Source organism: Rhodococcus sp. I2R (assembly GCF_020889545.1).
GTDB lineage: Bacteria > Actinomycetota > Actinomycetes > Mycobacteriales > Mycobacteriaceae > Rhodococcoides.
This window is the reverse complement of sequence record NZ_JAHUTG010000008.1, coordinates 208008-231362: the sequence shown is the minus strand read 5'-3', so window position 1 is coordinate 231362 and position 23355 is coordinate 208008. Positions and strand designations below refer to the sequence as shown.

At 63.9% G+C, this 23355-nt stretch carries 24 protein-coding genes, 4 tRNA genes and 2 pseudogenes; 13 read left to right on the top strand and 17 right to left on the bottom strand.

From position 1 onward, the window contains the following. Positions 1–2 precede the first annotated feature (2 nt). From hemQ to KVY23_RS10970, 3 genes are read left to right on the top strand one after another with little or no spacing between them, the layout of a single operon-like run. Positions 3–698 (top strand): hydrogen peroxide-dependent heme synthase, encoded by a 696-nt coding sequence (gene hemQ, locus KVY23_RS10980; RefSeq protein ID WP_075840020.1) that lies wholly within the window; start codon positions 3–5, stop codon positions 696–698. Next, complete coding sequence (locus KVY23_RS10975; RefSeq protein WP_230556411.1) at positions 695–1387, top strand: HAD family hydrolase; 693 nt, start codon at positions 695–697, stop codon at positions 1385–1387. The genes hemQ and KVY23_RS10975 overlap by 4 nt, the downstream gene beginning before the upstream one ends. A 52-nt stretch (positions 1388–1439) precedes the next feature. Next, positions 1440–3740 carry a molybdopterin-dependent oxidoreductase gene (locus tag KVY23_RS10970; protein ID WP_230556410.1) on the top strand — a complete coding sequence of 767 codons (2301 nt, stop codon included), beginning with the start codon at positions 1440–1442 and terminating at the stop codon, positions 3738–3740. Here KVY23_RS10970 and KVY23_RS10965 read toward each other — a convergent pair. From KVY23_RS10965 to KVY23_RS10945, 5 genes are all read right to left on the bottom strand, one after another. Beyond that, entirely contained in the window at positions 3721–4179 is a 459-nt protein-coding gene (locus KVY23_RS10965; RefSeq protein WP_230556409.1) for a MaoC family dehydratase, read from the bottom strand. The genes KVY23_RS10970 and KVY23_RS10965 overlap by 20 nt on opposite strands. 47 nt (positions 4180–4226) lie before the next feature. Further along, positions 4227–4655 carry a peptide-methionine (R)-S-oxide reductase MsrB gene (gene msrB / locus KVY23_RS10960; protein WP_230556408.1) on the bottom strand — a complete coding sequence of 143 codons (429 nt, stop codon included), beginning with the start codon at positions 4653–4655 and terminating at the stop codon, positions 4227–4229. A 9-nt stretch (positions 4656–4664) separates the two neighbouring features. Next, positions 4665–5921, bottom strand: coding sequence for a glycosyltransferase family 87 protein (locus KVY23_RS10955; protein ID WP_230556407.1), 1257 nt, complete (start codon positions 5919–5921; stop codon positions 4665–4667). 85 nt (positions 5922–6006) lie between these two features. Then, a complete protein-coding gene (locus KVY23_RS10950; RefSeq protein WP_230556406.1) occupies positions 6007–7569 on the bottom strand; it encodes an alpha/beta hydrolase in 1563 nt (520 codons plus the stop codon). 13 nt (positions 7570–7582) lie between these two features. Continuing rightward, the gene (locus KVY23_RS10945; RefSeq protein ID WP_371829850.1) at positions 7583–8401 is read right to left on the bottom strand and encodes a pyrimidine reductase family protein; all 819 of its coding nucleotides are present in this window, start codon (positions 8399–8401) and stop codon (positions 7583–7585) included. 34 nt (positions 8402–8435) lie between these two features. Between KVY23_RS10945 and zapE the strand changes: the two genes are divergently transcribed. Beyond that, positions 8436–9452 (top strand): cell division protein ZapE, encoded by a 1017-nt coding sequence (gene zapE, locus KVY23_RS10940; protein WP_230556404.1) that lies wholly within the window; start codon positions 8436–8438, stop codon positions 9450–9452. A 35-nt stretch (positions 9453–9487) separates the two neighbouring features. On the opposite strand, the gene KVY23_RS10935 is transcribed toward zapE, so the two are convergent. The 11 genes and pseudogenes from KVY23_RS10935 to KVY23_RS10890 form a co-directional block, all read right to left on the bottom strand. Further along, positions 9488–10018: a GNAT family N-acetyltransferase gene (locus KVY23_RS10935; RefSeq protein ID WP_075840004.1), complete on the bottom strand. Its 531-nt coding sequence runs from the start codon at positions 10016–10018 to the stop codon at positions 9488–9490. Beyond that, positions 10015–10467: a hypothetical protein gene (locus KVY23_RS10930; RefSeq protein ID WP_075840003.1), complete on the bottom strand. Its 453-nt coding sequence runs from the start codon at positions 10465–10467 to the stop codon at positions 10015–10017. The genes KVY23_RS10935 and KVY23_RS10930 overlap by 4 nt, the downstream gene beginning before the upstream one ends. Before the next feature lie 65 nt (positions 10468–10532). Then, complete coding sequence (locus KVY23_RS10925) at positions 10533–11210, bottom strand: alpha/beta family hydrolase (protein ID WP_230556403.1); 678 nt, start codon at positions 11208–11210, stop codon at positions 10533–10535. Further along, entirely contained in the window at positions 11203–11430 is a 228-nt protein-coding gene (locus KVY23_RS10920; protein WP_075840002.1) for a hypothetical protein, read from the bottom strand. The genes KVY23_RS10925 and KVY23_RS10920 overlap by 8 nt, the downstream gene beginning before the upstream one ends. A 134-nt stretch (positions 11431–11564) precedes the next feature. Then, positions 11565–12482 carry a DUF6596 domain-containing protein gene (locus tag KVY23_RS10915; RefSeq protein WP_230556402.1) on the bottom strand — a complete coding sequence of 306 codons (918 nt, stop codon included), beginning with the start codon at positions 12480–12482 and terminating at the stop codon, positions 11565–11567. A gap of 93 nt (positions 12483–12575) precedes the next feature. Beyond that, a pseudogene (locus tag KVY23_RS25265) lies at positions 12576–12887 on the bottom strand (sigma factor); the annotation flags it as partial. Next, positions 12830–13180 carry a YciI family protein gene (locus KVY23_RS10910; RefSeq protein ID WP_075840001.1) on the bottom strand — a complete coding sequence of 117 codons (351 nt, stop codon included), beginning with the start codon at positions 13178–13180 and terminating at the stop codon, positions 12830–12832. The pseudogene KVY23_RS25265 and the gene KVY23_RS10910, both read right to left, overlap by 58 nt. A 63-nt stretch (positions 13181–13243) precedes the next feature. After that, positions 13244–13693, bottom strand: coding sequence for an SRPBCC family protein (locus tag KVY23_RS10905; RefSeq protein WP_230556401.1), 450 nt, complete (start codon positions 13691–13693; stop codon positions 13244–13246). 198 nt (positions 13694–13891) lie between these two features. Further along, positions 13892–13966 (bottom strand) — tRNA-Val (locus tag KVY23_RS10900). Positions 13967–14008: 42 nt separating this feature from the next. Beyond that, positions 14009–14079 (bottom strand) — tRNA-Cys (locus KVY23_RS10895). A gap of 18 nt (positions 14080–14097) precedes the next feature. Next, positions 14098–14169 (bottom strand) — tRNA-Gly (locus KVY23_RS10890). 236 nt (positions 14170–14405) lie between these two features. Here KVY23_RS10890 and KVY23_RS10885 point away from each other — a divergent pair. The 9 genes and pseudogenes from KVY23_RS10885 (at position 14406) to pdxS (ending at position 22629) form a co-directional block, all read left to right on the top strand. After that, positions 14406–14477 (top strand) — tRNA-Val (locus KVY23_RS10885). Positions 14478–14644: 167 nt separating this feature from the next. After that, positions 14645–15038 (top strand): annotated as a pseudogene (locus KVY23_RS10880) (TIGR02611 family protein). A gap of 102 nt (positions 15039–15140) precedes the next feature. Next, positions 15141–17234, top strand: a complete 2094-nt coding sequence (gene thrS, locus KVY23_RS10875; RefSeq protein ID WP_206511087.1) for a threonine--tRNA ligase — start codon at positions 15141–15143, stop codon at positions 17232–17234. Between the two features lie 2 nt (positions 17235–17236). Beyond that, positions 17237–17779, top strand: coding sequence for an HIT domain-containing protein (locus tag KVY23_RS10870; protein WP_075838634.1), 543 nt, complete (start codon positions 17237–17239; stop codon positions 17777–17779). Positions 17780–17804: 25 nt separating this feature from the next. Next, positions 17805–18491, top strand: a complete 687-nt coding sequence (gene pgsA, locus KVY23_RS10865) for a phosphatidylinositol phosphate synthase (RefSeq protein WP_230556400.1) — start codon at positions 17805–17807, stop codon at positions 18489–18491. After that, positions 18488–19393 carry a phosphatidylinositol mannoside acyltransferase gene (locus tag KVY23_RS10860; protein WP_206510705.1) on the top strand — a complete coding sequence of 302 codons (906 nt, stop codon included), beginning with the start codon at positions 18488–18490 and terminating at the stop codon, positions 19391–19393. The genes pgsA and KVY23_RS10860 overlap by 4 nt, the downstream gene beginning before the upstream one ends. Beyond that, positions 19390–20514: a glycosyltransferase family 4 protein gene (locus tag KVY23_RS10855; protein WP_230556399.1), complete on the top strand. Its 1125-nt coding sequence runs from the start codon at positions 19390–19392 to the stop codon at positions 20512–20514. The genes KVY23_RS10860 and KVY23_RS10855 overlap by 4 nt, the downstream gene beginning before the upstream one ends. Continuing rightward, positions 20514–21539: an NUDIX domain-containing protein gene (locus tag KVY23_RS10850; RefSeq protein ID WP_206510704.1), complete on the top strand. Its 1026-nt coding sequence runs from the start codon at positions 20514–20516 to the stop codon at positions 21537–21539. The genes KVY23_RS10855 and KVY23_RS10850 overlap by 1 nt, the downstream gene beginning before the upstream one ends. Positions 21540–21654: 115 nt before the next feature. Further along, on the top strand, positions 21655–22629 hold the full coding sequence (gene pdxS / locus KVY23_RS10845; protein WP_075838637.1) for a pyridoxal 5'-phosphate synthase lyase subunit PdxS: 975 nt from the start codon (positions 21655–21657) through the stop codon (positions 22627–22629). A 32-nt stretch (positions 22630–22661) separates the two neighbouring features. Here the strand turns inward: pdxS and KVY23_RS10840 are convergent, their stop codons facing one another. Then, the gene (locus tag KVY23_RS10840; RefSeq protein WP_230556398.1) at positions 22662–23297 is read right to left on the bottom strand and encodes a hypothetical protein; all 636 of its coding nucleotides are present in this window, start codon (positions 23295–23297) and stop codon (positions 22662–22664) included. Positions 23298–23355: the final 58 nt, after the last annotated feature.

The following is a 23355-nucleotide window of genomic DNA, read 5'->3' as shown; positions in this document are numbered from 1 at the left end:
CCATGGCACGCCTCGATTATTCCGCGCTCAACTCCACTCTCCGCTACCTGATGTTCTCGGTGTACAAGGTCACCCCAGGTGTTCTGGGGGAGGACCGCGCTGCGGCCGCCAAGGAAGCGAGAGCGTTTTTCGAAAGCCAGGAGGAGAAGGGCGTCGTCGTGCGCGGCGTGTACGACATCGCCGGGATGCGTGCGGACGCCGACTTCATGGTGTGGACGCACGCGGAACGAATCGAGGAGCTGCAGGCCACCTACTCGGACTTTCGACGCACCACCGCGCTCGGCAAGGCCAGCACCCCCGTCTGGAGCAACTCGGCGTTGCACCGCCCCGCCGAGTTCAACAAGAGTCACGTCCCCGCATTCATCGCAGGCGAGGACCCGGGTGCCTACATCTGTGTCTACCCGTTCGTGCGGTCCATCGACTGGTACCTGCTTCCGGACGACGAGCGACGCACGATGCTCGCTGATCACGGCAAAGCTGCGCGCGGATACAAGGACGTGCGGGCAAACACCGTGCCGTCCTTCGCGTTGGGCGACTACGAGTGGATCCTGGCCTTCGAGGCGCCCGAACTCGACCGCATCGTGGACCTGATGCGCGATCTGCGCGCCACCGAAGCGCGCCGTCACGTCCGTGAAGAAATCCCGTTCTTCACCGGGCCGCGCGTCGACGTCGAAGCACTCGTTGCGGCGCTTCCATGACGGATATGTCCTTCGATGCGGTGATCTTCGATTTCTCGGGCACCCTGTTCCGCCTCGAGGAGCAAGAATCCTGGTTCGAGGGTGTCACACACGCCGACGGCACGCCGGTGGACGGCCATCACGCAGCCGAGCTCATGCGCCGAATGACCGCACCGGTGGGTGAAGTGGTCGAGTTCGACGACGTGACCAGACATGCCTGGCGGAACCGCGATCTCGATCCGGCCCTGCACCGTCAGGCCTATCTACATGTGCTGCAGAAATCGGGAGTCGACGATCCGGGCCAGGCGAGTTCTGTGTACGGCAGGGTCATCGACCCGTCCTGTTGGACCCCGTACCCCGACACCGCCGTGGTATTGAAAAGGCTCGCGACCGCCTCGATTCCGGTTGCCGTGTTGAGCAATATCGCATTCGACATACGGCCTGCCTTCGAAGCGATCGGCGCCGCGCAGTACGTGAACGAGTTCGTGCTGTCCTTCGAGCTCGGCTTCGTCAAACCTCAACCGGAGATTTTTCGTCATGCCGTCGATGCACTCGGCGTCGACCCGAGTCGGACACTGATGGTCGGCGACAGCGAGGAGGCCGACGGCGCGGCGAGGAGCATCGGGTGTTCGTTCGCGCTCGTCGATCCCGCACCGACGCAGGATCGGCCGAGTGCACTGTCGAATGTGTTGGACAGTATCGGCATCTGAGGTGGTCCCAGCGACACACGACGGTGGCGCGCCGCGTGAGGGTGCCCAACACATGGCGCACTGGGGGATGTATCGGGCGACGGTGGCCGACGGCGAGGTGACCGCCGTTCACCCGTTTGCGGGAGACTCGAGTCCGTCCCCGGTGCTCGGGAACGTGCCGGGTTCGGTGCGCCACCGTTCGAGGATCACCGGGCCGTCCGTGCGCGCGGGGTGGCTCGAGAACGGGCCCGGCCCCAGCGACCGTCGGGGTGCGGATCGATACGTCGCCGTGTCCTGGGACGAACTGACCGAACTTCTCGCCGCCGAACTGCGGCGAGTGATCGATCGCTTCGGCAACGAGGCGATCTACGGCGGATCGTACGGCTGGGCGAGCGCGGGCCGCTTCCATCACGCGCAGAGCCAGATTCACCGATTTCTGAACTGTGTCGGCGGCTACACCGGGTCGGTGAACAGCTACTCCCTTGGTGCCACCGGCGTCATCATGCCGCACGTATTGGGAGCCCACTGGAAGATGTTCTCCCGCTCGACATCCTGGGAGGTCATCGCCCGTCACACCGATCTGCTGGTTGCGTTCGGCGGCGTACCGGTGAAGAACACCGGCACCAATCACGGTGGTACATCGGATCATCCGACCGAAGCAGCCCTCGATGCTCTTCGCTCGCGCGGCGGAAAGATCGTCTCCATCAGCCCCCTGCGCGACGACATCGGTGGCGCGGCGACATGGCTGAGCCCGCGATCCGGAACCGATGTGGCAGTGATGCTCGGTCTCGCCTACGTCCTGGCCACCGAGGACCTGCACGACCTCGCTTTTCTCGACCGGTACTGCACGGGCTACCGCGTCTTCGAACGCTACTTACTCGGAGAGACGGACGGCGTCGCCAAGACTCCGCAGTGGGCTTCGGACAAGTCGGGTCTCGCGCCGGACGTCATCGTCGATCTGGCGCGGGCCATGGCATCGAAGCGCACGTTGGTGTCGGTGACCTGGTCACTGCAGCGGATCCGCGGCGGCGAGCAGGCGCCCTGGATGGGTGTAACCCTCGCAGCGATGCTGGGGCAGATCGGAATACCGGGCGGCGGATTCGGTCACGGCTACGGTTCGATGAACGAACCGGGTCGCGCCCCCGTCCCGTACCCGCTTCCCACATTGCCGCAGGGCATCAACCCCGTGAAGACGTTCATCCCGGTCGCGGCTGTATCGGACATGCTGCTGAACCCGGGCAAGAGCATCGACTACAACGGGACGCGGGTGACCTACCCGGACATCAAGCTGGTGCACTGGGCCGGCGGAAATCCGTTTCATCACCACCAGGATCTGGGGCGCTTGCGTCGCGCGCTCGCCCGGCCCGACACCGTCGTCGTGCACGAACCGTACTGGACGCCGATGGCCAGACACGCCGACATTGTCGTACCGTCGACCACCTCGCTCGAGCGCAACGATCTCAGCTGCACCCGCAACGATCCATTGCTCGTGGCGATGCACCAGGCGGTGCCGAAATACGGCGATTCGCGCGACGACTACGACACCTTCGCGGGCGTGGCCCGGGCGATGGGAGTCGGCGACACCTTCACCGAGGGGCGGACATCGGGGGAGTGGGTCGAGCATCTCTACGGCCAGTGGCGCGGGTACCTGCGGTCGGCGGGCGTCGAGACCCCGTCGTTCGAGACGTTCTGGCGTACCGGGTCCGTTGCCATGGCCACCGAGGACGATCTGACGTTCCTCGCGGACTTTCGGGCCGATCCCGTGCGGAACGCATTGCGAACTCCGAGTGGCCGCATCGAGATTTTCTCCGACGTCGTCGACGGCTTCGGCTACGCCGACTGCGCCGGCCACCCCTCGTGGCAGGAACCCGCGGAGTGGTCGAAGGGGCCGCGTGCACAACGGTTCCCGCTTTTGCTGATCGCCAATCAGCCTCGAAGTCGACTGCACGGGCAGCTCGACCACGGGGCGGTGAGCCAGGCGTCGAAGGTGCAGGGTCGGGAACCGATCCGAATGCACCCGAGTGCCGCCGCATCCCGGAACATCTCGGCGGGGGACGTGGTGCGGGTGTACAACGACCGCGGATCTTGTTTGGCGGGTGTGCTTGTCGACGACGGGATGCTCGCCGACGTCGTGCAGCTGTCCACGGGCGCCTGGTACGACCCGCTGGACCCCGAGGACACCACATCGATGTGCAAGCACGGCAATCCCAACGTGCTGACGGCCGATGTCGGCGCATCGGCGCTATCGCAGGGATGCACCGGCCAACATGTGCTGGTACAGATCGAACGCTACGACGAGGACCTTCCGCCGATCACCGCGTTCGATCCGCCCGAGTACGTCCAGGAGGACGATGTCAGAAGACGACCCGGCTGATCGTTTCGGCGATGAGAGCCGGCTTCGCTTCGTTCTCGATCTCGAGTGTGTTGGTCGCAATTACCTGCAATGCGCCGCCGGAAACCTCGTCGACGGAGGCGAGGGTGGTGTGCAGGCGTACGTGCGCACCGACCTTCACCGGGTTGATGAAACGAACCTTGTTCGAGCCGTAGTTGATTCCGAGCTTCACGTTCTCGACCGTGTATATCTGCCAGTTCAACACCGGGATGAGCGAAAGACTGAGGTACCCGTGTGCGATCGGCCCACCGAACGGGCTTTCCTTCTTCGCACGCTCGACATCGACGTGAATCCACTGGTGATCCCCGGTCGCGTCGGCGAAGGTGTTCACCCGTTCCTGGGTGATCTGCAGCCAGTCGCTGGACCCGAGATCCTCACCGACGGCCGCCCGAAGCTGCTCTGCTGAGGTGAAAGTGCGCATCGTCACAGTATGGCTCATGGGCACTTCACCGTCGGCGAGGCCACCGACTACTCGGCGGGTTTGAGAACCAGCGAAATCGAGTTGATGCAGTACCGCTGATCGGTGGGCGTCGGGTATCCCTCGCCCTCGAACACGTGACCGAGGTGGCTGTGGCAGTTCTTGCAGACCACTTCGACTCGGCGCATACCGAGGGAGCTGTCGACCTTCAGGATGACTGCATCGCTGTCGGCCGGGTCGAAGAACGACGGCCAACCGCAATGCGATTCGAACTTCTCGGTGCTGCGAAAAAGCTCGGCATCGCATGCGCGGCACAGGTAGACACCCTCGGTGGTGGTGTCGGTGTACTCACCGACGAAGGGGCGTTCGGTACCTGCTTGGCGCAGTACCGCGTACTCCTCCGGGGTGAGCTTCTCGCGCCACTGTGCGTCGGTGAGAGTAACTGCGGGGGTGGGATCGTTGTCGGTCGCGGAACTCATGCCACCAAACTAATACGTACGAGCAGTCTTCGTCGTTTCCGCTGGTGGGCGATCCTCCAGCAAGTAGTCGGGTTCGATTCCCTCATCCAGGCGGCCATCCTGACGGGCCGCGAGGTATCGGCCGATGAGAACTCCGAAGATGACGATGATCAGCAGGCTCCACCCGAAGGTGGTGCGCAGGTAGTCGAGCGCACGCCCCTCGGTGAAGAACCGTCCGGACAGCCATCGGTCGTAGGACATGAAGCCGTAGATGGCGAGCCATGCGGGCCAGTTGCGCAGCACGGAGTTCTTCAAGACCACCGTCATCAGCAGTGGGAACAGCATCATGGAGTAGTACATCTGGCCCAGCGACCCGAGCAGCCAGTGCGCCGTCAACACCAGGCCCGAGGTGGTGGCGATGAAGAAGAGCCGATCCTCCCGGCAGTACCGGTACAGAATCCACAACGAGACGAGCACCATGATGCCGAGAACGCCTCGCATCGCCAGCACCATGAGGTCCGGGAGGCCGTAGTAGAGACCGTTACCGACGATGGCGCTGTTGAAGTAATCGCGCGTTTGAAGCAGATATGGGACTGTACGCCGGACGAAGTCCATCGGATCAGCTGCGAGCGGCCACGCAATGGCGGTGGTGACCACAGGTAGTGCGATCGCCGGGATGAACACCTTCCACTGCCTGGTCATCAGCGGGATGATCAGCAGCGGAATCAGCATAGGTTTGATCACCAGCGTCAAGCCGATCGCAACTCCCGCCCACAGGTCTCTGCGCTTGAGCAGAAATGCGATGAACGCAACTTCACCGAGCAGCACGAAGCCGTTGAAGTTGGTGAACACCAGAGTGTTGGTGACAGTCTCGCTGGCGAACGCAGCAAGCAGGAGAACTGGAGCGGCAACCGACTTCAGGTCGAACCCGAAGATGCGTAGCAGGATGTACAGCGCGACCAGGATTGCGATGGTGCTGGCGATGATGAACAGCCAACGGGAGCGTTCGGGGTCGATGACCGCAATGGGCGAGAGAAGCATGGTCGCACCCGGGGGGTACAGGTAGTGCGGATCGACCGAATCGAAGTTCGCGGTGTAGACGGGCTCGCCGTTGAGAAACGCCAGCGCCGCCCGATACACCGGGTTGTAATCGTCGGTGATGTCACCGTTCACAGCTCTGACGATCACGCGGTTGAGCACGGTCATGATGGCCAGAGGCCACAGAGCGTAGGTGACTACTTCTGCGGTGGATCGACCGTTGCGTGGCTCGAGGAAGCTAAGTGACACGTGCAGCACGCTACCTTGAGCGGTGGCCCCCGATGACCGAGACACCCCCGAGGGTTCCTCGGGGCGCAACCCGGCAGATGGCCGCTCAAGCTGGGCACACGCTGCCGTCCGGTGGCAGCGAGGCCGTTTCCCAGTAAGCCGCTGCCGCGGCTTGTGCGCACTGAGATCCACCGAGTACCGGATGGCCGGATCCCTGCCACGTCATTGCCGCCGAACGGGTACCGGTCGCCGCGATCAGGCCGGTCATGGCAGCGAACCCACCGTTCCCGACGACTGGATCGGCGCCGCCGCTGAACGAGAGCACTGGAACGGTCAGGTCGGATGGCAAGGGCGGCGCGGGTGCGGTCGGCCAGGACGAACACGCCAACGCTGCGAGGGCGGCGTCGGTGCCGAATACCGGGTACTGCTCCGACCAGGCCGGCTGAACGTCCCGCACCGCCTGCGGCGTCGGCCACTGCCTGCCGTCGGTGCAGCGTGCAACGAACTGGCCGTCGGTCCCGTACGCTGCCGCCGCGCGTGTGATCAGGCCGGCGAGTTCGGAGAAGTCTCCGTCTCGCGCCGCGCTCAGGGTGTCGGACAGGTCGAGGGCGCGCCGCGACGGGTCGGTCGCTGAGGACGCCAACGCGTAGGCGATACCGTCCAGCAGTTCGTGCGTCGATACTGGTGCCAGTTCGCCGCGGTCCGCGGCCTCGATGAGATCGGTGACTGCGGTGCGCGGATCGGGTCCGAGCGAGCATTCCAGCGCGATGCAGCGCTGGGTGAACGCCGCGAACGCCGCTTCCCTGCCCTGAGTTCTGTGCTCTGCCTTGCGTAGCTGATCGGCGGTCACGTCCGTCGGCGAGTCGAGGATCATTCGCGCCACGCGATCGGGGTAGCGCGCCGCATAGGCCAGAGCTATCGAGGCCCCGTTGCCCGACCCGATGATCCCGAGGGTTTCGACACCCCAGTTCAGCCGAAGTTCCTCGAGATCGTCGGCAGCGTAGCTCACACCGAAGGCCAACTCCTGGGGTTGAAGAAGGTCGGTGCACTCGATCGTCGCGGTCCGTCCGGCGTCGACCGCTCGATCCACGGCATCACCGTCCGATGACGCGAACTGACCCAGATCCGACAGTGGGATGCGGCTGTCGGAGGTGACGCAGTTGACGGCGCTGGAGCGGCCGATGCCCCGTCGATCGATTGCGACGATCGGATGAGCGGCGAGCAGCGTCGAACTCTGTCCGGAGGTGATGTCCGCCAGCATTTCGATGGACGCACGGTCGGCGCCCGAGGTGAACACGAGGGGAGCAGCATCGTCGGGTGTTGTGTTGAGCTTGGCGCGCATCACTCCGACGGTGAACGAGCCGAACATCTCACCGGACGCGTCTACCGGGGCTTCGAACGCCGTGCACTCGAGTATCAGTCCGGGGGTTCGCGAGGTCAATCCGAAGGAGTCCAGCGTGGTCTGCGTGCAATCGTTCCACGCGAGATCGGTGCTGGGAACTTCGAGCTCGCGTAGCTCCTCGCCATCCGGATCCTCGGAATCGGCAGGCAGCCCCGGCGAATTCTGCTCGACGGCAACGTCCGGTCGGGAGGACGGTCCGGCAGAGCACGCGGCTGCCGTCACCGACAGGCATACGACGACTGCGAGGAGCGATCGATTCGGCGTCACGCTGCGAGGCTATCTACTTTTCTGCCGCTGCACTTTTGCGGTCGACCTCGGTGCGGTGCTTGACCCATCGCGTCAGCAGCGTGCCGTCCTCGTCGGCCAGCACGTGGGCGCGCGTCATCGGGCGGATCGACGCCGACTCGGAACGAGAAATCCGTCCCGCATCACCCGCAACGAGCACTGGCGAGGTGGTGAGGCACAGATCGTCGACTGCGTCGTCGTCGAGCAGTCGGCCGAACAGTCCCGGACCGCCCTCGCACAACACACGGTGTAGACCGCGCGTGTCGAGGGCGCCGAGGATGGATTCGGTCGAGACGTCGTCGCCGGAGACTTCGACGAGGTCCGCTCCGGTGGCAGCGATTGCACGTCTGGCCTCGGACGGCGCGGACGAGGAGGTGATCACGATGGGGGCGACGTCGGTGTCGGTGAAGATGCGCGCTTGTGGGTCGATGGCCGCCGAGGCAGTCACCACGACGATCACCGGATCCGGTGACATCCCCTGCGACACACGCTGTGCTCGCGCGGCCGGATTCAGCTTGGCGCCGCCGTAGTTCTCGGCTCGCACCGTCCCCGCCCCGACGAGCACGGCGTCGGCGAGCTCGCGAAGAATCGTGAAGACCCGCTTGTCTGCCGCAGTGCCCAGGCCTGCTGATACACCGTCGGCGGTGACTGCCCCGTCGATGCTGGAGACGAAGTTCGCACGTATCCATGGCCGGCGCGGGCGCGGCGGGTACGCGTAGAGACTTCGCAGGCCGGCGTCGTCGAGAGGGCCCCGCGCCACGCGTGACACATCACGTTCAGATGTGAAGTAGGTCGCAATATCGAGTAGCTGCACGAAGTAGATAAGACCACGTCGCTAGGCTCGACCAATGCCCGCACGTCTTGTCGATCGCAATCCCGTGGTTCCGTCCGATCAGTTGATCGCTCAGATGGTTCCGCCGGCCATGTTCGACGAGGTCAGCTTCGCCTCGTACATTCCTGATCCGAACGAGCCCACGCAGGCGCAAGCGGTTGCCAAGGCCGAGGAGTTCTCGCACAAGGTCGGCAAGATCGCCGGTAAGAGCGGCAAACGAGGTCTGTTCGGTAAGAAGACTCCTCCCACCGGTGCTGGCCTGTATCTGGATGGCGGCTTCGGCGTTGGCAAGACCCACCTCCTCGCTTCGATCTACCACAGTGTTCCCGAGCCGAAGGCCTTCGGTACGTTCGTCGAGCTCACGCACGTGGTGGGCGCGTTGGGATTCGTCAAGGCGCTCGACGGGCTGTCCGACCACAGCGTGCTGTGCATCGACGAGTTCGAGCTGGACGACCCGGGCGATACGATGCTCGTCTCGCGTCTGTTGTCGGAGCTGTCCGCACGTGGTGTGTCGATCGTCGCGACATCCAACACGCTGCCCGGGCAACTCGGTGAGGGCAGGTTTGCTGCCGAGGACTTCATGCGAGAAATCAAGAAGCTCGGGTCGATCTTCGAATCGATCCGCGTCGACGGCCCCGACTACCGTCATCGGGATCTGCCACCGGCGCCGGACCCGATGTCCGAGGCCGACTTGGTCGAGCGCGCCGGTCGAATCGATGGCGCGACGCTGGACGACTTCGACGAGTTGTTGGCGCATCTGAGTACGCTGCACCCGTCCCGCTACGGCAAGCTTCTCGACGGCGTCGAGGCCGTGTTCTGGAACAAGGTGCACCCCGCGTCGGATCAGGCCGTCGCGCTGCGTCTCGTCGTTCTTGCCGACCGTCTCTACGACGCGGGTATCCCGGTCACGTCCTCGGGGGGCAAGCTCGACGAGATCTTCACCGAGGAGATGCTCGCGGGTGGATACCGCAAGAAATACCTGCGTGCGACGTCCAGGTTGCTCGCGCTCTCACGTTTCGCCGCGGTCGGCTGAAGCCCCACGCTGAGGCCCCCGGCTGAGGCTCTCGATCAGAGGGCTTTTTCCATGATGTAGTCGGTGTGGACCACACCGCCGACCGCGAAGTCTCTGGTTCCCACGCGCTCGAAGCCGTTCTTGGCGTAGAACTTCTGCGCTCGAATGTTCTCTTGATTGACCCCCAGCCAGACCCCGGCGCAGCCCCGCTCGACGGCGGATGCCAACACCGATTTCATGAGTTCGGTCGCCACTTCGCTTCCGTGGTGGCCGGGCATCACGTACAGCTTGGACAACTCCATCGTGGGGGAGTGTGCGAGGAGTGGACCGATGGCAGGATCCGAAGGGGCGCCATGCACGGCCATTGCGTAGCCCACGATTGCATCATCGACGCGCGCAGCCAGAATCGTTCGAGAAGGATCGTTGAGGTATTCACCGAAGCGCTCGTTCGAGAGCACCTCGTCGACGAATGCCTCGATGGACTCGCGTGACGTTCCAGGGGGGCAGGCCAGAGGGAAAGTGTCTGCGGCAACATCGGCCAATTGTTCGGCGTCCCACAGACCGGCGGGTTCGACGGTGACTGTCATATCCGGTCGACCGCCTCTTTGGCATCCCGCAGCGACAAACCCGTTCGCGCGCGGACAAGTTTGATGGCAGTGAGCGCACGCCCCTCTGCCTTGAGTGCACGTAACTTCGGAATGATGTCCTCCCAAGCGCCGGAATCGAGTCCATTGTCGTCGTTGTACGTGCTCGGTGTCGGAAACGGATTGCCCTGTGCCACGGACTCGACGATTTCTCTCGCCTCTTTCGAACCGAACCCGGTGCGATCTCGGAGCACTTCGACGGCGTGAATCTTCTTCTTCTCCGAGATCAACTGTTGAATCTCTTCGCGTGCTTCTGTATCCAACCCTGCCAGCTTGAACCGCATCGCGACAGCAGTGTCCTCGCGTGGGCTTTTGCGAGCGAGGAACCACGCTGCCAGCACGGCTGTGTCGATGAGGACCAACGCAACCACGAACCATCCCCATGTGGGCATGGCACAAGTAGAACACTCGGCTGCCGGAGATCGAGACGGCGGCACCGACAACCAATGGCAGAGTCCTAGGTCGAAGCTCTTTCACCCGGCTCGAAACGGAACAGGGCGGCGGCTCCGTCAAGCGCTCGATGGGCGGTGCGATGCTTGGCTGCAGACAGGTCGTGCGCGGCGCCGGGGATGTCGATGAACACGGTTTTCGCTGGAATCAGGTCGATCGCATCGCACAGTTCCGCGGGTGTGCCGAACGGGTCCCGGGTGCCCGAGACGAACAGGACGGGCATCGTGATCTCCGGTAGATGCGCAGTGCGCAACTTCTCCGGCTTCCCTTGCGGGTGAAGGGGATACGACAGCAACACAAGGCCCGCAGCGAGATCAGGATCCTCAGCGGCTGCCATGGACGCCTGACGTCCACCATAGGAATGCCCTCCGACGAGCATCGGCGCGGGGCCCCGGCTGCGAAGGTACTTCACGGCAGATCGGACGCTCTCGCGATCGGCCGCAGCCTTCGACGGATGCGGGGGACCGGAGGGCTTCGCTCGCCTGAACGCCATATCGAATCGAAGTACCACGACGCCATGTGCCGACCACGTTTCGGCCAGATCCGTCAGAACCTTCGCGGTGCAATCGCCTCCCGCACCATGCGTCACAGCGAGCGTGGCCACCGGATCGACGGCGGGGACGTGCAGGAAGCCGCGTACTCCGGGTTCATCGACACACGTGGGAGGAGGAATGCGCTCAGGCATCCGTGGTCGTATCGTCCTTCAGATCACCGTTCTCGTCGACCATGTCTGCGAAAGCGGTTCCCGACACCATGCCGCCGGTTCCTGGGAGTACGACGGTGGGCCGCGAACCAGGCGCGTACTTCTGATCTATTCCGGCGACCCGTTCCTTGGCGTTCTGCGCAACCTCGTTGTCGACCGGCACATCGGTGCCGCTGTTTACCTCGTGACGCTCGTCCGCCATGGGTGGATTCCTTCCGTAGGGGGTGTCACTCCAGAGTGCACGTCTGTGAGCGCAATCACCACCGGTTCGAGCGAAGAAGTTTCGATTGCGAACAGTCGCCGACCTCGGGCGTCATGCGCTGAACACCTCGGGCGTCATGCGCTGAACGATGTCCGAGGCTGTATCGACTCGAGGTATCGGCGGCTCGGTGCATGGGTGCACAGCGCTATCGCCCGGGCGAGCGAGTGAGCCGCGTCTGCCACGGCGCCGATGTCGAACAGGAGAGCGGCGCGGGTGGCGTGGTACGGCTGGAACGCATCGAGGGTGGGATCATTTTCGTGGAGTTCGGCGAGGATCCGCAGCCCGGTCGGGGAATCGGTGGCGTGCGCGATTGCGGCTGCTCGCGCGACAGCGGCTCCCTTGCTGGGAGTGATCAGAACAAGGGCGTCGTAGAAGTGGGCAATCGTTTCCCAGGGCGTGTCTCCGTCCTGGCGGCTTCGGGACGCATGAGCGGACTGAATGGCGGCTTGGAGTTCGTACGATCCGGGCAAGGTTGTGCGTTGGGCGCGCAGCCCGACGCGAAGCAGGTCTTCGGCGACCTGGATCAGATGGTGATCCCAATCCGCGGGGTTCTGCTGTTCGGTCGGGATGAGAACGCCATCTTTGATCCGCGCGTTGCGGCGCGAGTGCAGGTACAGCAGGAGCGCGGCCAGACCACGCACCTCGGGATTATTGGGCACGGCGGTCAGCAGCAGCTGGCTGGCATGAATGGCATGTTCGGTGACGAGGTCGATTGCTGCCGGTGGCGCGACACGCAACCATTCGATGGAGTAGGCCGCGTAGATCGCGTCGAGAACAGCATCGACGCGTTCATGCGGGATTCCGTCGGGCATTTCGAGGAAGACGTGGTTCGCCCGAAGTTTCTGCTTGGCGCGGACGAGGCGTTTGGCCAGAGTTGCTTGCGGCAGCGCGAACGCCGTGGCGATGTCCTTGGTCTGTGCTCCGATGACGACCTGCAGGATTAGTGGCGCGTGAACGGCGCGGTCCAGTGATGGGTGTACGCAGGCGAGCATCAGCACCAGAGTGTCATCGTCCCGGTCAGGGTGAAGGTCAACGCTGGGATGGGGGTCGGTTGTGTCGAGCGGACGAGTACGGGTGCGTTCGGCTGAGCGCACGATATCCCGTATGCGATTCCTGGCGACGGTGCTGATCCATGACTCCGGGGCGCGAGGAACCCCGTTCGCCCAGGTCGCCAGAGCGCGCTCGACGGCGTCGGCAAAGCCGTCCTCGGCCAGCTGAATGTCGCCGCACCATCGTGCAAGCGCGCCAACGAGACGCGCCCGCTGTTCTCGAACGAGTGTTTCGAGGACAAGATGCGGCGGACGCGAATCGTCGGAAGCTGGGGTGGGGTCGATGCTGCTCAGTCCTCCATCGCCGAGGCGCGCACCTCGACCTTGCCGTACTGGGCAGCCGGGCACTTCTTTGCCCACTCCAGTGCCACATCCAGGTCCGATGCTTCGATGACGAAGTATCCGCCGAGGGTTTCCTGAGTCTCGGCAAAAGGGCCGTCATGGACCACGGCGGCGCCGTCGGCGAACGATACGGTGCTGGCAGTCGCAGTTGGCTGAAGCCAGTCGGTAGCCAAGAAGACCCCGGCCTCCTGGAGCGCGCCGATGTAGGCACCGTAGACGGCGAGCTCCTGCTCCTTCTCCTCCGCCGTGGCCTCACCTGCAGCGCTCTGGTCGCTGTACAGCAGAAATGTGTACTTCATCGCTTCCCTTTCATCGGGGTCACCGGCCGACTCGCGACCGGTACGGAGTTTAGGCCGAGTGGCCTAGCGCCAGGTCGTGGTGGCCAGATTGCGGATTCCGCTGTCGAGCGTGGGGCCCAAGACCCTGTTGGCGACCAGGCCGAAGATCCGCAGCATCGGGTTGCGTCCTGCATCGAACGTCATCGACCATTCGACGTCGCACCCATCGTGCGATGCAGGAGTGGCGACAATCCGCTGGGTCGACTGTCCCATCGACCCCATGTCGATCGCATACTCGACGTGGTGGTCGGTCACCTCCGAAACCACCTGTGTCCCTTTGCCTCCTTTGCCGGAGAAAGCAAATCCGGAACCGACGCCGTTGGATGGACCGAACGGGGTGAGTTCCAGCTTCGGATCGGCAGTGCGATGGGGATTGATGGCCGTGAAGCCCTCGGTGGACGAGACCAGTGAAAGAACTTCCGCGGCCGCGGCATCGATTCGACCTGCGCGGGAGATGGTGGTGTACCTGCTCATGATTGTCCCTCTCGTTGGACGGCGATTGCACGCTCATCAAGAGGACGAACGACGAGTGCGCGCGAGGACACAGTTCCGGAAATGTTTCTGCTGTGGTTGCTCGGGGCGGACGACGCCGCAGAGACCATGAGTTGCATGCTTATTGCATGAAACACAAATAAGGCCCCCTCGAAAGGGGGCCTCACCTGCATCTTTACGTGGTGCGCGATACTGGGATTGAACCAGTGACCTCTTCCGTGTCAGGGAAGCGCTCTCCCGCTGAGCTAATCGCGCAGGTATTTCAAAGGGAAGGCTGGGAACCTTCGCTTCGTTACGAGGTGGAGACGGGAATCGAACCCGTGTGCACGGCTTTGCAGGCCGTTGCCTCACCACTCGGCCACTCCACCATGGGCCCTAGTCCCTCGAGCGGATGACGGGATTCGAACCCGCGACCCTCACCTTGGCAAGGTGATGCGCTACCACTGCGCCACATCCGCATGCGCCTCGGAGCGAATTGCTGTCTCCGTGGTGCGGTGAAAACATTAGACTAACTTCCGGCGAACTCACAAATCGCGTGGTCAGATAGGGATTCGGTGCATCATGCGGTCCGTGCCGGTGCTTTTCGGGTCCGGAAAGCGCGGCGAAATCGATGCCGGGGGCGATTCGAGTTTCAACTCGGCAACATGTTAATGTTCTGCCTCGTTCGAACGCGTCGTCGTGAGCGTACGAAAACGGTCCCGTGGCTCAGTGGAAGAGCGTCCGCTTCACACGCGGAAGGTCGCTGGTTCGATCCCAGCCGGGACCACAGTCACAACTGCAGCACTTCAATTCTCGAGACGAGCCCCACGTCCACGGCGTGGGGCTTTTTCGTGCGTGCTCACAGCGGTGTCGGCTCGGTAACCTGGTGGCGTGATCGCAGACGAAGCTCGAACCGACGAGAAACAGCGCGAAGATGAGGGTTTCTTTCATCGCGTGGCGCAGCGTCAGCGACGGTTCCGTGCGCGGATAGCTGCCAACTCGACGCTCGATCTTGTCTATCGGATCAGTGTCGGCATCTTCGGCGCCATTGTTTCTTGCTCTGGGCATCGTCGCTATTCCGTACCCGGGGCCAGGCTGGCTGATCGTGTTCACCGGGCTGGGAATACTCGCCTCGGAGTTCACGTGGGCGCGTCGCCTGCTCAAGTTCGTGCGCAGACACTACGACCGTTTCATGGCGTGGTTCGCGCGGCAGTCGACGGTGGTGCAAGCTGCGGGTGCGCTGCTGACCACCGTTGTCGTGCTCGCGACACTGTGGGTATTGGGCGCCCTCGGGCTCGTCGGTGGGTGGTTCGGTCTCGAATGGCACTGGATGGCCAGTCCCCTCTAGTGCCCGGCGTGGTGTGCGGGTAAGACCCGCCGGTCGTAGCCGATAGGCTGTGACCGGTCTTCCCGACCATCGAGAACAACCGAGGAGTACAACGCCGTGAGCATGCCCGTAGCCGCTGTCTTGCCAGCCCGCATCATGGTGCCGGCAGGGACGACCGCCGGAACGGCACTTCGGGACACAGGCCTTCCCAACAAGGGTCCCGACGCCATCGTCGTCGTCCGAGACGCAGACGGAAAGTTGCGGGATCTGTCCTGGGCGCCAGACCTCGACGCCGAGGTCGAACCGGTGCCCGCGAACACCGAGGACGGCCGCAGCGTGATTCGGCATTCCGCGGCACACGTGCTCGCACAGGCAGTTCAGCAGATGTTTCCCAGCGCGAAGCTCGGTATCGGACCCTTCATCAAAGACGGCTTCTACTACGATTTCGACGTCGACGAGCCGTTCACGCCGGAGGATCTCGTCGCGCTCGAAAAAAAGATGAAGCAGATCGTCAAGGCAGGGCAGCGATTCTCCCGTCGGGTGTACGAGTCGATCGAGCAGGCCCGCGAAGAACTGGCCAACGAGCCTTACAAGCTCGAATTGGTCAACGACAAGTCGGGAATCGACGACCCCGAGATCATGGAGGTCGGCGGCGGCGAGCTCACCGCGTACGACAACCTCAACCCGCGCACGGGTGAACGCATCTGGGGCGACCTGTGCCGTGGGCCCCACATCCCGACCACCAAATACGTTCCCGCTTTCAAGCTCACCCGCAGCTCCGCAGCGTACTGGCGCGGAAATCAGGACAATGCGGGTCTTCAGCGCATCTACGGCACGGCGTGGGAGTCGACCGAGGCGCTCGAGGCGCACTTGGAACTGTTGGCCGAGGCGGAGCGGCGTGATCACCGCAGACTGGGCTCGGAGCTGGACCTGTTCAGCTTCCCTGACGAACTGGGCTCGGGCCTGCCGGTGTTTCATCCCAAAGGCGGGGTGATCAGGAACGAGTTGGAGAATTACTCTCGTCAGCGTCACATCGAAGAGGGCTACGAGTTCGTCAACACCCCGCACATCACCAAGGGGCATCTGTACGAGGTCTCCGGTCACCTCGATTGGTACCGCGACGGAATGTTCCCTGCGATGCATCTCGACGCGGAACTCGACGAAGAGGGTGAGATTCGCAAACCGGGTCAGGACTACTACCTGAAGCCGATGAACTGCCCGATGCACAATCTGATCTTCCGCTCTCGTGGCCGGTCCTACCGCGAGTTGCCGCTGCGCCTGTTCGAATTCGGTTCGGTGTATCGCTACGAGAAGTCAGGTGTCATTCACGGTCTCACTCGAGTTCGCGGCATGACGCAGGACGACGCGCACATCTTCTGCACGCGCGAGCAGATGCGTGGCGAGCTGACCAGTACGCTCGAGTTCGTGCTGGGTCTGCTCAAGGACTACGGTCTCGACGATTTCTATCTCGAACTCTCTACCCGCAACCCGGAGAAGTCGGTGGGCAGCGACGAAGTGTGGGAAGAGGCAACCAACACACTCGCCGAGGTTGCTGCGGCCTCCGGTCTGACCTTGCTGCCCGATCCCGGTGGCGCCGCGTTCTACGGCCCGAAGATCTCGGTACAGGCCAAGGATGCGCTGGGGCGAACCTGGCAGATGTCGACGATCCAGCTCGACTTCAACCTGCCCGAGCGGTTCGAACTCGAATACACGGCGACCGGTGGCACCAAGGAACGTCCTGTGATGATCCACCGTGCGCTGTTCGGATCGATCGAGCGCTTCTTCGGTGTTCTCACCGAGCACTACGCGGGCGCATTCCCGGCGTGGTTGTCGCCCGTCCAGGTTGTCGGCATTCCCGTGGCAGAGGTGCACCAGGACCATCTGTTCACTGTCGTCGCGGCGCTGAAGAAGCGTGGAATCCGGGCCGAGGTCGATGCCAGCGACGACCGGATGCAGAAGAAGATCTTCAATCAGACCGCGCAGAAGGTGCCGTTCATGCTTCTGGCCGGTGAACGCGACGTCGAAGCCGGTGCGGTCAGCTTCCGATTCCGTGATGGCACACAGGTCAACGGAGTCGCGGTGACCGCGGCAGTCGAGGCGATCTCGGAGTGGATTTCCTCCCGCAACAACGCGTCTCCGACGGCCGCGCTCTTCACGAGCACGGCCGCGGACACGGACACCAACCGAGACCGCCACGACAGATCAGGAGTGAGCTGACCATGGCCGAACAGGACGCGGCGATCGTCGATACCGGTCTCGGTGAGCCCGACCGGCTGCAGCGATTGTGGACGCCGCACCGGATGTCGTACGTCGCGGAGACTCCGGGCGCGAAAAATCAATCCAGCGAGCCCTTCTCGGACATCCCGAAGATGGCGGACGAGGACGGATTGGTCGTCGCGCGTGGCGAGGAGGTCTATGCGGTGCTGAATCTGTACCCGTACAACCCGGGTCACATGATGATCGTTCCGTATCGGCGTGTGGCTGCACTCGAGGACCTGACGCCCGGCGAGAGCGCGGAGCTGATGGCGTTCACCCAGCAGGCGATCCGGACGATCAAGTCGGTCTCGCGGCCGCACGGTTTCAATGTCGGTCTCAATCTCGGTGCGGCTGCCGGCGGCTCGCTGGCCGAGCACCTCCACCAGCACATCGTGCCGAGGTGGGGCGGCGACGCCAATTTCATCACGGTCGTCGGAGGTACCAAGGTCATGCCGCAGTTGCTTCGTGACACTCGCGCGCTGTTGGCATCGGCTTGGCCGGAATGATCGGTACGCAAAGGGAGAATTGGCAGTGCTGAGCATTTTCGGGCGGGCACCGGTGTCCAAGGTGACTGCGCCGCTCGGGCGGGCGCTCAACAAGACAGGTCTGACGCCGAACTCGGTGACGCTGATCGGAACCGTGGTCACCGTCGCTGCCGCGTTGACGCTGTTTCCGGCCGGATACCTGTTCTGGGGCTCGGTCGTCATCACGGTGTTCGTGCTGTTCGACATGTTGGACGGTGCGATGGCGCGGGCGCGTGGTGGCGGCACCAAGTACGGTGCCGTGCTCGACGCGACATGCGACCGTGTCGCAGATGGCGCCATCTTCGCCGGACTCGCCTGGTGGGCGGTCTACACCGAAGGCGATCAGCCGCTGCTGATCGCGACGCTGATCTGTCTGGTCACCTCACAGGTCATCTCGTACGCCAAAGCCCGCGCGGAGGCGAGTGGCCTGTCCGCGGACGGCGGTTGGATCGAGCGTCCCGACCGCCTGGTGATCGTGCTCCTCGGAGCGGGCTTGACGGGTATCGGGCGACACTTCGACATAGCGTGGCTGGACAGCGTGATCTATCCGGCAATGTGGATTCTGGCGGCGCTCAGCGTAGTGACAGTTTTCCAGCGCGTGCTCGCGGTTCGCCGGTCGGATGGGGCTCGGGAGATCATTCGTACGACGGGGGAGTCGCCGACCGGTGAGTCCGACGGTGAGGTTTCGTCGTGACGTTGGCCGAACGCGCCACCGAGGCAGGATATGCCGCTGGATGGCGACTCGTCCGAGCACTCCCGGACGGTCTCGCACGCAAGCTCTTCGACATGGGTGCGGACTTCAGCGCATCCCGCGGAGGCGGTCCGAACCAACTTCGTCGTAACCTCGCGCGGGTATTGGGCGTGCCACCCGAGGCGGTCCCCGACGAACTGGTCCAGGCCAGTGTGCGTTCCTACGCGCGCTACTGGCGTGAGGCATTCCGGCTGCCGTCGATGAATCTCGATGCGCAGGCCGCCGTCATCGACGGCTGTGTCAGCGGTCGGGAACATCTCGACGCCGCCCTCGCAGAGGGGAAGGGTGCGGTGCTCGCGCTGCCGCACAGCGGAAACTGGGACATGGCCGGCATGTGGCTCGTGCGCTACTACGGAGGCTTGTCCACTGTGGCCGAGCGCTTGAAGCCCGAGTCGCTGTACCAACGGTTCGTCGATTATCGCGAGAGCCTGGGCTTCGAAATTTTCCCCCTCAGCGGCGGCGAGGCACCTCCGGTCGCGCTGCTGTCGGATCGGTTGCGCGATAACAAGATCGTGTGCTTGCTCAGTGAACGCGACCTGGCCCGCCGCGGTGTGCCGGTGACGTTCTTCGGCGAACCCACACGAATGGCGCCTGGCCCGGCCAAGCTGGCGATCGACACCGGGGCCCACTTGTTCCCCGTGCACTGCTACTTCGACGGCGACGGTTGGGGATTTTCCATCGCGCCGCGGATCGATGTCTCTCAGGGTCTGGAACAAGCAACTCAGAAGCTGGCCGATGTCTTCGCCGCGAACATCGCGCAGCATCCCGAGGATTGGCACATGTTGCAGCCGCTCTGGCTGGCCGATCTGTCCGAGTCGCGTCGTGCGCGAATCGAGGGCACGTGAGAATCGGCATGGTGTGCCCGTACTCCTTCGATGTACCGGGTGGAGTGCAGGCTCATGTCGAGCAGCTGGCCGAGGTGTTCATCCAGCGCGGACACCGCGTCAGCGTTCTTGCCCCGGCGTCCGAGGGGACCGTGCTGCCGGACTTCGTCGTCTCTGCCGGGGAGGCGCTGGCGATTCCGTACAACGGTTCCGTTGCTCGGCTTCGGTTCGGTCCGGTGACCTACGCACGGATCCGGAGATGGATCGCGGAGAACGATTTCGATGTTTTGCACATTCACGAGCCCAATGCCCCCAGCCTGTCGATGCTCGCGCTGAAGGCAGCCGAGGGGCCGATCGTGGCGACATTTCACACCTCGACCACGAAATCGCTGGTGTTGAGCACGTTCCAGGGCGTGCTGCGGCCGTACCACGAGAAGATCAGCGGTCGGATTGCTGTATCGGAGCTGGCACGGCGGTGGCAGGTGGAAGCCCTGGGCAGTGACGCCGTCGAGATCCCAAACGGCGTCGACGTGCAGGCATTTCGGCGCGCGCCGATGTTGCCGGGCTACCCGAGACTGGGCGGCACCGTCCTGTTTCTGGGGCGCTTCGACGAGCCGCGCAAAGGCATGGCTGTGCTGATGGGCGCGCTGCCGGAGCTGGCCGAGAAGCATCCCGAGGTCGAGATCCTCGTGGTCGGACGGGGTGACGTGGACAAACTTCGCAAGGAGGCCGGTGCGCTCGCGCATCACCTGAACTTCCTCGGCCAGGTCAACGACGAGGACAAAGCTTCGGCGATGCGCAGCGCCGACGTGTACTGCGCGCCGAACCTCGGTGGTGAGAGCTTCGGGATCGTCCTCGTCGAGGCGATGGCGTCCGGGACGGCAGTGGTGGCCAGCGAACTCGATGCCTTTCGTCGGGTTCTGCGCGACGGTTCGGCCGGTGTCCTCGTGCCTGTCGACGATTCGGCTGCGCTCGCCCGAGCGCTCGACACCCTGCTTTCCTCTGACGAGATCCGATCCGGACTGGTGGAAGCGGCGACCCGGGCCGTTGCAGAGTACGACTGGCCGGTCGTCGCCGAGCAGATCATGCGCGTGTACGAGACGGTGACCCTCGGTGGGCAAAAGGTTCGGGCGGCGAGTTGATGACGTTCTCCGCTTTGACAATTCTGGTCCTGGGCCTGGTCGCGATGTCGATTGTGGTGATCGGGCTGTGGGCGTATTCGACGGCCAATCGACTCGACAGACTGCACGTTCGTTCGGATCTGGCGTGGCAGTCTCTCGATTCGGCTCTGGCGCGTCGGGCGGTGGTCGCCAGGGCGGTATCGGCTGCGACACGGGATCGACTCGACGACAGTCGACGGTTGGCCGCCCTCGCCGACACCGCAGAGCGCGCGGACCGCGCCGACCGTGAGATGGCCGAGAACGCGGTGTCGATGGCGTTGGCTGCCCTCGATCCCGCCCACCTGCCTCCGCAACTCGTGGCCGAACTGGCCGACGCGGAGGCCCGGGTTCTGATTGCGCGCCGATTCCACAACGACGCCGTCCGCGACACCCTGGCGCTTCGCACCACGCCCGTGGTTCGGCTGCTTCATCTCGGTGGAACTGCGCCCCTGCCGACGTATTTCGAGATCGCCGAGCGTTCGGCTTCGGCGACGTTCGGTCATGGGGACCGAGCGCTGCCGCGTACGTCCTCGCGTGTGGTGCTGGTGGATGAGCAGGGCCGGATACTGCTGCTGCGGGGACACGATCCCGCAGTGCCGAACATCTACTTCTGGTTCACGATCGGCGGGGCCGTCGAATCGGGGGAGACGCTCCGTGTCACCGCTGCACGGGAGGTTCGCGAGGAGACCGGTCTCGAGCTCGATCACTCCGAACTGAAGGGGCCGATGTGGCGGCGCGTGGCGACCTTCGTGTTCAACGGCACGCTGATCAAGTCCGAGGAACTGTTCTTCGCCTACCGAACGCAGACTTTCGAACCCGAGCACGCCGGATTCACCGACCTCGAACGCAGGATGGTGGTGGGGCACCGCTGGTGCACCGAGAGTGATATCCGCTCCCTCGCCGCGACCGGCGAAACCGTCTACCCCCAGGAGTTGGCGGAACTCATCGACGAGGTCAACATCGTGCTGGCCAGACGGGTCGAGCCGGAAGTACGCGCGATTCGCTGAGCGCAGTCCAGGCTGGAGGCGACCAGGCCAGCAGATGCTCACTGGATATGGCAACGGCATCCACTTGGGCCTACTCTTGCCCAGCCGAACGTATCCACATCGCTTCGGCGCAGCTATGTACCCACACACCAGGAGTGTCGCTTTGAGTACCCCCACCCCTTCCGATAACGGCAACGTCGCAGATCCCCGCACTGCAGAACTCGGCAACAGCGGCAGAGGAACGGCGCGGGTCAAGCGAGGTATGGCCGAGATGCTCAAAGGCGGGGTCATCATGGACGTCGTCACCGCCGAGCAGGCGAAAATCGCCGAGGACGCCGGCGCCGTCGCCGTCATGGCGCTCGAGCGAGTACCCGCGGACATCCGTGCGCAGGGCGGCGTGTCGCGAATGAGCGATCCGGACATGATCGACAGCATCATCTCCTCCGTCAGCATTCCGGTGATGGCGAAAGCCAGGATCGGTCACTTCGTCGAAGCGCAGATCCTGCAGAGCCTCGGCGTCGACTATGTCGACGAGTCCGAGGTGTTGACACCCGCGGACTACGCGAACCACATCGACAAGTGGAACTTCACCGTTCCGTTCGTCTGCGGTGCAACCAACCTCGGCGAGGCGCTACGCCGCATCACCGAGGGTGCGGCGATGATTCGGTCCAAGGGCGAGGCCGGGACGGGCGATGTGTCCAACGCGACCACTCACATGCGCACGATCCGTGGCGAAATTCGTCGTCTCACTTCGCTCCCCGAGGACGAGCTGTATGTAGCGGCGAAGGAGCTGGCTGCCCCGTACGACCTCGTCGTCGAAGTTGCGCGGGCGGGCAAGCTCCCGGTCACCCTGTTCACCGCGGGCGGCATCGCGACACCAGCCGACGCCGCGATGATGATGCAGCTCGGCGCCGAAGGCGTCTTCGTCGGATCTGGCATCTTCAAGTCCGGAAACCCGAAGGAGCGCGCCGAGGCGATCGTCAAGGCCACCACGTTCCACGACGATCCGGATGTTCTCGCGAAGATTTCCCGCGGATTGGGTGAGGCGATGGTCGGCATCAATGTCGATGATCTGCCCGTCGCGCACCGCCTCGCCGAGCGCGGTTGGTGATCGAGAAGTATTTCGAGCCGGCGGTTCGGCCCTCACGGGAGAAATCCCATGAGGGCCGGACGGTCCGGATGGTCCCATCGCACCAGGAGATCGGGTCGGGTGTCCGCGTTCGAGTAGTACTCGACGAGCGGATCTATCGTCCACTGCTGGTCGGTCGGGGTCCGGCGACGTAGAGCACCCACGCTGAGTGACAGGTGCACGGTGACGGCGGCATTGCCGATACGTCCGAGCAGGGTGGGACCGGCGACTATCAGCACCTGATCCGGGGTTGCCACCTCGAGTCGTGCACGCGCGGATCGGTCGCTCGACTCGTCCCACAGTCTTGGTAGAAAGCTGCCGCGCCCGCCCGGCAGCATCGGCGCGAGCACTTCCCGGCCGAGCGCATCGAAATCGAACCAGCTCGTTCGATAGGACAGCTCGTCCGTTCGTGAATACTCGAACCGCAACGATGCCGGTCGGACGAAGTCGTGGAGATCGATCACCTCGCACGCCCGCGCGCCGGAGCGGATGCGATCGCGGACCCGACCCGCGAATTCCACGGGAGCGGCCGCGTCCGCCCCATCGATGACGACGAGCGCGCGCTCGCCGAGAGGAATACGGGCGATGATCGTCTCGACGAGAAGGTCGGGAAAGATCGGTGTGGCAACCGTCGGATCGTCGTCGGACACTCGACCATCCTGCCCGGCGCGGCGCTTGTTAGCCTTCACCGGCACTGACGAGAAAGGT